The 7,547-nt window shown below is 64.6% G+C and carries 7 protein-coding genes and 1 pseudogene; 2 read left to right on the plus strand and 6 right to left on the minus strand.

Going from position 1 to position 7,547, the window contains the following annotated elements; genetic code table 11:
* Nucleotides 1–33: 33 nt before the first annotated feature.
* The 4 genes from AC2SGK_RS15785 to AC2SGK_RS15800 are packed head-to-tail and all read right to left on the minus strand — an operon-like array spanning nucleotide 34 to nucleotide 1,860.
* Nucleotides 34–522, minus strand: coding sequence for a DUF6362 family protein (locus tag AC2SGK_RS15785; RefSeq protein ID WP_488324436.1), 489 nt, complete (start codon nucleotides 520–522; stop codon nucleotides 34–36).
* Nucleotides 519–1,400 carry a helix-turn-helix domain-containing protein gene (locus AC2SGK_RS15790; RefSeq protein ID WP_488324437.1) on the minus strand — a complete coding sequence of 294 codons (882 nt, stop codon included), beginning with the start codon at nucleotides 1,398–1,400 and terminating at the stop codon, nucleotides 519–521. Before AC2SGK_RS15790 ends, AC2SGK_RS15785 begins: the two co-directional genes overlap by 4 nt.
* Nucleotides 1,397–1,603 carry a hypothetical protein gene (locus tag AC2SGK_RS15795; RefSeq protein ID WP_488324438.1) on the minus strand — a complete coding sequence of 69 codons (207 nt, stop codon included), beginning with the start codon at nucleotides 1,601–1,603 and terminating at the stop codon, nucleotides 1,397–1,399. The genes AC2SGK_RS15790 and AC2SGK_RS15795 overlap by 4 nt, the downstream gene beginning before the upstream one ends.
* Complete coding sequence (locus AC2SGK_RS15800) at nucleotides 1,600–1,860, minus strand: helix-turn-helix transcriptional regulator (protein WP_240558605.1); 261 nt, start codon at nucleotides 1,858–1,860, stop codon at nucleotides 1,600–1,602. Before AC2SGK_RS15800 ends, AC2SGK_RS15795 begins: the two co-directional genes overlap by 4 nt.
* Before the next feature lie 315 nt (nucleotides 1,861–2,175).
* Here AC2SGK_RS15800 and AC2SGK_RS15805 point away from each other — a divergent pair, with 315 nt between their 5' ends.
* A complete protein-coding gene (locus AC2SGK_RS15805; RefSeq protein ID WP_488324439.1) occupies nucleotides 2,176–2,748 on the plus strand; it encodes a hypothetical protein in 573 nt (190 codons plus the stop codon).
* Here the strand turns inward: AC2SGK_RS15805 and AC2SGK_RS15810 are convergent.
* Entirely contained in the window at nucleotides 2,711–4,006 is a 1,296-nt protein-coding gene (locus AC2SGK_RS15810) for a tyrosine-type recombinase/integrase (protein ID WP_488324440.1), read from the minus strand. The two genes, AC2SGK_RS15805 and AC2SGK_RS15810, sit on opposite strands and share 38 nt — an antisense overlap.
* A 288-nt stretch (nucleotides 4,007–4,294) precedes the next feature.
* On the opposite strand from AC2SGK_RS15810, the gene AC2SGK_RS15815 reads away from it, so the two are divergent.
* Nucleotides 4,295–7,402 (plus strand): restriction endonuclease, encoded by a 3,108-nt coding sequence (locus AC2SGK_RS15815; RefSeq protein WP_488324441.1) that lies wholly within the window; start codon nucleotides 4,295–4,297, stop codon nucleotides 7,400–7,402.
* Between the two features lie 28 nt (nucleotides 7,403–7,430).
* Here the strand turns inward: AC2SGK_RS15815 and AC2SGK_RS15820 are convergent.
* Nucleotides 7,431–7,547 (minus strand): annotated as a pseudogene (locus tag AC2SGK_RS15820) (IS5/IS1182 family transposase); the annotation flags it as partial.

The following is a 7,547-nucleotide window of genomic DNA, read 5'->3' on the forward strand; positions in this document are numbered from 1 at the left end:
TTGTCGCGCCCTAAGTTCGACCCTTTCGCGCCCTCACGGCGGCCCCTTCGCACCCTCGCCGCCCCGCTTTGCGGCCCCTTCATCCCCGGTGGCTTTGGCGCTGTGCGGGCGACGGCTGGTTTTCCGCTGTTTGTTCAGTCTGTTGGCGATGGTGACCAGCGCCGCCGTCCAGCGCCGCCAGGCGGTCGAACGCACACAGCCCACGGCGCGGCAAATCTGCTTCCAGCGGTGGCCCTCGGCCCGCATCCAGACGATGCGGCGATTGTCGATCACCGCCTGTTCGCTCTCGCCGCCGATCAGCGCCAGCCATTCCAGCGCCTCCTCCATGCGCTGGATCTCGCGGGGATTGGGGATCACCCGCATCCGCGCCTCCTCATAACCATAGGCATGCCTGGCCTCGTGGACGTAATCCGGCCAGGAGCGGCCATAGCCGCGCGCGCCGGAGCCGGGCGGATTGGGTAGGCGTCGCAGGGTCAGCGCCGCTTCCTCGAAACGGTCCTCGATCTCGCGCGGGGTGATCATCGGCGCTCCTTTCGGGCGGGGACGGGGACACCGCGCAGGGCGAGGCGCTCGGCGCTGGTCAGCCCGGCCTCCAGCAGAGCCAGCGCGACGCTGTTGCTGATGGCGCTGGGGGGCAGGTAGCGATCCGCGTTCACCCAGTCGGCATAGAAGCGCAACTGCGGGTTGGCCGGGGCGCTGGCGTTCTCTGCGCTTTGCGGCCTTGCCGGCTGGCGCAAGCGCTGCCGATGCGCCGCCCGCACCGCGTCGGTGAAATAGGCCCAGGTCCGGATCGGGCTGATGCGGATCGTCGGCGTGCGCGCCCTGATCACCGGCAGGATGTCGGCCTCGAGGTCGATCCCCTCGCGCAGCCAGCCCTCGATCACCTCGGCGGTCCCGGTGATCGCGGCGCGCGATGCCGGGCAGAGACCAGGGCCGGCGACGGCAAGGCAGCGCGCCTGCGGGTCGGAGTTATCCACAGCCGTATCTTCGGCTGGGGGCGTAGTAGTATCTTTATAAGGATGGTTCGGGTGAACGTGGTTCACGGGGTCATGTGAACCTGGTTCACGGGTTACCCGTGCATCAGATTCACGGGGTGAACGTGGTTCACGGGTCGAGGGCAGGTTATCCACAGCCTCGATCACGATGGAATATTCCACCGTGAAGCCGTGTTTGCAGTCGCGCTGGCCGGTCTCGGTGACCAGCCCGTCGCGGATCAGCTCCTGGATTGCAAGCTGCACGCCACGTCGCGACAGTTCGAGATCGCGGGCGATATTGGCCTTCGAGGTCCAGATGCCGCTGCCGTCATCGGCGGCCTTGTCGGCCATGTAGCCGAGCACCGATTTGCGCGTCGCCGAGCCGACGAGGCGGCGCTGCACCGAGGCCGAGATCAGATTGCTCATCGCCGGCCTCCCTCGAGTATTTCCTCGATCGAACGGGTCTCGAAAGCGGTCGGCGCGATGAAGCGCAGCACCGCCTCCCAGTCCACGGCCGCAACCAGCGCCCAGATCAGCAGCCCGGCGAGAAGCACGAGCATGATCAGCATCAGCGCAAATACGATGGCCCATGCGATGGGCCGGCGGCCGTCATCACTGCCGCCGCTCATCGCGCCGCCCTCCCGCGACCGGCGGTCTTGCGGCTTTCCTGCTCCAGCAGCCAGTCGCGCACCGCCCCGCGCCGGTAGAGCACCTTGCGCCCGATGCGGATGCAGGGCGGGCCGATGCGGCGGGTCTCCCAGCGCTTCAGCGTGTCGGCGCTGATGCCGATGATGCCGGCCAGTTCCTTGCGCGGCATCCAGTCATCCAGCAGCCCTTCATGGGCGATTGCGCCGGTCTCGGCGGTGATCATGGTCTGATCGGTCATCATCCGGTCCTTTCCCCGTGGTTGTGGGGCAAGCGAGAGCACAGGCGGAGGACCGGCGGCGCGGCGCGGACCGGCGCCGGAAGCGCCGGATGTGCGCCGGTCCCATGTTTCATGGGGTTTGCGGGCATTCCGTGGGGCAGGGGCGGGAACGTTGTCAGCACCGGCATGCTGGCTTGCAGGAGATGGGTCGGCGGTGGTGCGCCCACGAGCCTAATCAACCCATGCGTGCGGACCTGTCAGAGGCATCGGCCTGAAAGGCACGCCTTTCACAAAAGCCAACAATTCAGGAAATACACGATGGCTCTGCCAAACCGCGTGATCTACACGCTGCCCGAAGCCGCTGCCCGCTGGAGCTGCCATATTGCCGATATCGCCGAATGGGCCATGTCCGGTCAGTTGGATATCACCATCGCGATCCCGCCCACGTGTTTTGGGGCCGAGATCATCTCGGACCTGGTGGTGATTGCGCCAGGCGATATTCTGGCGATGTTTCGCCGCTGCGGGACCGGCCCGCGCGAGGGGGTGATCCGCCGCGCCCGAATGCCGGGCTGCGGCGAATGGAAACACATCCCGCTGCCCGATGCCGGGCTGCGGGTCACCCGCGATGATCTGTTGATTCAGGCCGGCACGCTGGCGCGTTTCGAGGAGGAGCACGGGGTGTTTCGCCGGGTCAACTCCAACCCGACCAAGAGCTATGATTGGGAAGGCTTTTATGGCGCCCTGATCCTGCGCATCTTCCAGCACGGCCTGCCCGAGAAACAGGGCGATCTCGTGGGCGAGATGCTGGACTGGTTCATTGCCAACAGCACGGATGGCGATGCACCCGACGAAAGCACGGTCCGCAAGCGGGTCAGCCCGATCCTGCGGATGCTGCACGCGGAGGCGTGACCTCCTCGGCCGAGGGTGCGGAATGCACGAGCCTCGGCCGTATCCGCATCATGTCGGCCACCGCATCCACCCCGGCACGCAGCGGCGAATCCATCAGATGCGCATAGCGCATGGTGGTGCTGGATTGAGAATGCCCCAGCAGTTTGCCGATCATTTCCAGCGAGGCCCCGCCGCTGACCAGCAGCGAGGCGAAGGTGTGGCGCAGATCGTGAACCCGCACGCCCGGCAACCCGGCCTGATCCTGAATGCCCTTCCAGAAGCGGCGAATCTCCTGCACCGGCTGGTCCTTGCCCTCGACATCGCCCGGAAACAACCAGTTGCAGCCGACCGGCACGGCGGAAAGCCGCGTGCGCACCAAGGCGGCTGTTTCTGCCGAGATCGGCACGCGGTGAATGCGGCGCTGCTTGGTATTGGCGGCGGGCTTCACCCATGTGTTGCGCTCCAGATCGAAATGCTCGAAGCGCGACGTCCGGACCTCGCCCAACCGCGCCCCGGTCAGCATGCACATGCGGATGATGCTGGCGCCGCGCTGGTCCTCGGCCCCGCCCAGCGCCTCGCTGAGCCGGGCGATCTCCTCCATGTCGAGGAACCGCTCGCGCTCGGTCTCGACGCGGCGGCGGAAACCGACCGCCGGATTGTCGGGGCGCATCCGCCATGCGATGGCAAGGTTGAAGACCCGGCGCAGCATCTCACCGGCGCGATTGGCCCGCACCGGCGTGGGCCTTGGCGGCCTCAGCGGGGTGCGGCGCTTGGTCTTGGGTTTCTTCTTGGCCGGGCGCGAACGCCCCTCGGCAATCAGGTTCAGCACCTTCTCGACATCCGCCGGCTCGATCTCAGCCACCAGCCGGTGCTTCCAATGCGGCATGATCAGCTTGTGCAGCATGGATGCCTGATCGGCGGCATTGCGCGGCGCCAGATGCGCGGCATGTTCGCGCAGGTATCGCTCGACCAGGTCGGGAAAGCGCGGCGCCTCGCGGATTTCCTCACGCTCGGCCAGCGGATCCAGCCCGCCATCGACATCGCGGCGCAGCGCCTTGGCGCGCTCGCGCGCGGCGGTGACGTTCCATTCCGGCCAGCGCCCGATGGTCAGCCGCCGCTGCCGCCCGGCCGCGCGGTAGTCGAACATGAAGCTGCGCCCGCCGGATGGATAGATGCAGATCGACAGCCCCAGCACATCGCTGTCGAAAATCTGCCATGCCTTCGACCGCGGCTCAGCCGCCCGGACCAGTTTTTCCGTCAGTCTTTCTCTGTTTCGCAATGCCCTGCACTCCGTTTTCCGCTCCGACACAGGCGTAGAAGCGCCGGCTTATCAACGAGATGATTCGCAGACCGGAAGACAGGCGCGGACCGGCGCCGGAAGGGCACAATCCGCGCCGGTCGGGTGGAAGGGGGGCATCGGGGGGCGGAGGACGGGAGGGAATCGGTCAGTTGCATATGGATTCAACCGCAACGGGCGGCTAGGTTCTGTTTCAGGCCCTCGAGCGCCTGATGATAAAAAGAAAACCTTGTTCCGGGACAGGCGGTACTGATGAAGTTGCGTGATTTGTTGGATTCCTACCGCCAGGCTGCCCGGTCCGAGCGCGAGAAGGGCGATTACTTTGAGCGGGTCGTTCGCGTTTATCTGGAAAACGACGATGCGCAAAAGCAATACTATTCCGCCGTTGTGCCTTTTGCCCAATGGGCGAAGGAACAGGGCTGGAGCAAGGCCGACACCGGCATCGACCTCGTGGCGACGCTGGCCGATGGCTCGGGTTATGCTGCGATCCAGTGCAAATTCTATGCGCCCAATCACACGATTCAGAAGCCCGATATAGACAGCTTCATCTCGGCCGCCTCCAATGATCTGTTTACGCGGCTGATCATTGCCGACACCACGCAGAAGGAATTCGGCAAGAACGCCAGCGGGACGCTCGACAAGCTGTCGAAAGACTGGAACCGCATCAGCATCAGCGAGCTGGAGGCCAGCCGCATCGACTGGTCGCAGTTCCTGCGCACCGGCACCGTCAGCCTCGCCCCGAAGAAACAGCTGCGTCCGCACCAGCGCGATGCCCTGAAGGCCGTGACCGAGGGGCTGGCGGAAGCCGATCGCGGCAAGCTGATCATGGCTTGCGGCACTGGCAAGACCTTCACCGGGCTGCGGATCGCCGAAGCCCTGGCGGGTCCGGGCAAGCGGGTTCTGTTCATGGTGCCATCATTGGCGCTGATGTCGCAGACCGTGCGCGAATGGAGCAATGACCGCCAGCAGGAGTTCACCGCGTTTTCGGCCTGCTCCGATGTGAGGATCGGGCGCAATGCCGATGCCGACAGCCTCGATCTGAACGTCCATGATCTGGCCTTTCCGGCGACGACTGATCCGCAGAGGCTCGCGCAGCAGGTTGCCGCTGCGCCGCCCAACCGCATGACCGTGGTGTTCTCGACCTATCACTCGATCGACGTGCTGACCCGCGCACAGAAAAACCATGGCCTGCCGGAATTCGATCTGGTGATCTGCGACGAGGCGCATCGCACCACTGGCGTCACGCTGAAGGACGAAGACGACAGCACCTTCGTGCGCATCCACAGCAACGACCATGTGGCGGCGAGAAAGCGCCTCTACATGACCGCGACGCCGCGCATCTTCGGCGATGCCGCCCGGCGCAAGGCGGATGACCACGATGCCGAACTGGCCTCGATGGAGGACGAGGACAAGTTCGGCAAGGATCTGTTCCACCGGGGCTTTGGCTGGGCGGTCGAGAACAACCTCCTGACCGATTACAAGGTCGTGGTGCTGGCGGTGGACGAGGGGCTGATCTCGACCACCATCCAGAACCGCCTCAAGGACGGGCCGGAACTGACCCTCGATGACGCGACCAAGATCATCGGCTGCTACAAGGCGCTGACCAAGGCCGACTTGGCCGACGACCTGGCCTTCGATCCGCGCCCGATGCGCCGCGCGCTGGCCTTCTGCCAGACCATCGCGAAATCGAAGATCATCGAGGACGAATTCACCAAGGTAGTCGATGAATATACCGGCAGCGAGTTGATCGACGATGCCGGCCACCTGACGACTGAGGTGCGTCATGTCGACGGCACCTTCAACGCCACCGCCCGTGATGAGATGCTGAGCTGGCTCAAGGCCGATGCGGGCGAGGATACCTGCCGGATTCTGACCAATGCCCGAGTGCTGTCCGAGGGCGTGGACGTGCCGGCGCTGGACGCGATCATGTTCATGCACCCGCGCAAAAGCCAGATCGACGTGGTGCAATCGGTCGGCCGCGTCATGCGCCGGGCCGAGGGCAAGAAGATGGGCTATGTCATCCTGCCCGTCGCCATCCCGCCCGATACCACCCCCGAGGAGGCGCTGAAGGACAATGAGCGCTATCAGGTCGTCTGGCAGATCCTGAACGCCTTGCGCGCCCATGACGAACGCCTCGACGCCCGCATCAACCAGGCCAAGCTGGGCGAGGATATCAGCGACAAGGTCGAGCTGGTGCGCATCTCATCCGAGACCGAGCTGCGTGAACTGACCGCCGTGGTCGACGACATCAACATCAACAAGACCCGCGCGGAAAAAGCCGGTGCCAATATCGGCCAGGAAGGCCGCGACCCGACCATCACCGATCTTGGCCCCGAACAGGGCAGTTTCGTCTTTGACGAGTTCACCCGCGCCATCATGGCCAAGATCGTCGAAAAATGCGGCACCCGCGATTACTGGGACAGCTGGGCCAAGGACATCGCCAAGATCGCCCAGGCCCATATCACCCGCATCACCGCCATCACCGCCAAGCCCGGCCCGGAACAGACCGCCTTACGCGCCTTCCTGGATGACCTGCACGACGACCTGAACCCCGAGATCTCCGAGGCTGACGCGATCGAGATGCTGGCCCAGCACCTGATCACCAAGCCGGTCTTCGACGCGCTGTTCAAGGACAGCAAGTTCACCGAAGCTAACCCCGTCTCCCGCGCGATGGAGACCGTGCTCGGCCAGCTGCACGAACACAACCTCGCCAAGGAGGCGGAAAGCCTCGACAAGTTCTATGCCAGCGTCGCCCGCCGGGCCGAGGGCATCAAGACCGCCCACGGCCGCCAGTCCCTGATCACCGAGCTTTACGACCGCTTCTTCCGCAACGCCTTCCCGCGCCTGACCCAGCGCCTCGGCATCGTTTACACCCCGGTCGAGGTGGTGGATTTCATCATCCACTCGGTCAATGACGTGCTGAAGGCGCAGTTCGGCCAGACGCTGGGGTCAAAGGGCGTGCATATCCTCGACCCTTTCACCGGCACCGGCACCTTCATCACCCGGCTGCTGCAATCGGGCCTGATCGCGCCGGACGAGCTTGAGCACAAATACAAGCACGAGATTCATGCCAACGAGATCGTGCTGCTGGCCTATTACATCGCCGCCGTGAATATCGAGACCGTCTATCACGAACTGGCGCAGGGTGGGCTTCAGGTTGATGCGCCCTATCACCCCTTCACCGGCATCCTGCTGACAGACACCTTCCAGATGTATGAGCAGGAGCGCGACATGGTCGCCAATCTCCTGCCTGACAATTCCGAGCGCCGCTCGCGCCAGAAGGCACTGGATATCCGCGTCATCATCGGCAACCCACCCTATTCTGTGGGGCAAAAAAATGCGAACGACGATGGGCGTTGTTGCAGAAAGGCGGCTTGAGGCGTGACTTCCCCTTTCCCCTTTAGGTTCAGGCGACGCGGGCGACCTCGGCTGTGCCGAGGGCGTTGAAGCGGTTGATGAGTGCGACGCGGATGTGGATTTCGGCGGTCTGGCGGTCGGGGTCTCTTGCGGCGATGCACTCGCC

The sequence above is a fragment of the Paracoccus sp. NIOT.M2S5SZ12 genome, from assembly GCF_057748165.1.